Source organism: Bulleidia sp. HCP3S3_C9 (assembly GCF_052064035.1).
Lineage (GTDB): Bacteria > Bacillota_I > Bacilli_A > Erysipelotrichales > Erysipelotrichaceae > Bulleidia.
In genome coordinates, this window is record NZ_JBQHWJ010000132.1 from 1 (window position 1) to 568 (window position 568).

2 protein-coding genes are annotated in these 568 nt (G+C 36.1%); both read left to right on the forward strand.

The genetic code is table 11. From position 1 onward, the window contains the following. On the forward strand, positions 1–101 hold a 101-nt coding region (locus ACTND6_RS11105), incomplete at its 5' end, for a transposase (protein WP_441024325.1). A gap of 38 nt (positions 102–139) precedes the next feature. Next, on the forward strand, positions 140–568 hold a 429-nt coding region (locus ACTND6_RS11110), incomplete at its 3' end, for a hypothetical protein (protein WP_441024323.1).

The window sequence follows — 568 nt, forward strand, 5'->3', positions numbered from 1 at the left end:
GACTTCCGAGTTTGTGGACTAACAGTTATTTTGTAAGCACTGTTGGTGGTGCTCCACTTGCAGTCATTAAACAATACATTGAGAATCAGAAAAGCGTGTAGGTATAAATATGCAGCTGTCAGAAACAATAAAACTTTATATGACAAAAGAACAGAAATCTCTTGTTGTTATGACTATGAACGAGTATATCAATACAGTTAATAGTCTTGTTTCTGTTGCTTCAAATGGTACATCTATCAGTAAATACACAACTGCTGATGTCAAGGCCAGTCTTCCGTCTGCCCTGACAAATCAATGTATTCGTGATGCCAGATCTATTGTCAACAGGTACAATAAGGACTGTCGTAAATTTTCTGCTAAGAATAAGAAACCTGCTAATCAGAAATCTAGCATCACGATAAAAAAGCCTGCAGTTCCTGTTCTCAAAAGACCATGTTGTTATATCAATAATCAGAACTTTAAGATTAAAGATAACTGCATTGAATTTCCAGTTCTGATCAACGGTAAATCAAGGCGCATAGCTGTCCGTACTTCTATGACGGATAATCAGAAATTGATATTTGCGAAT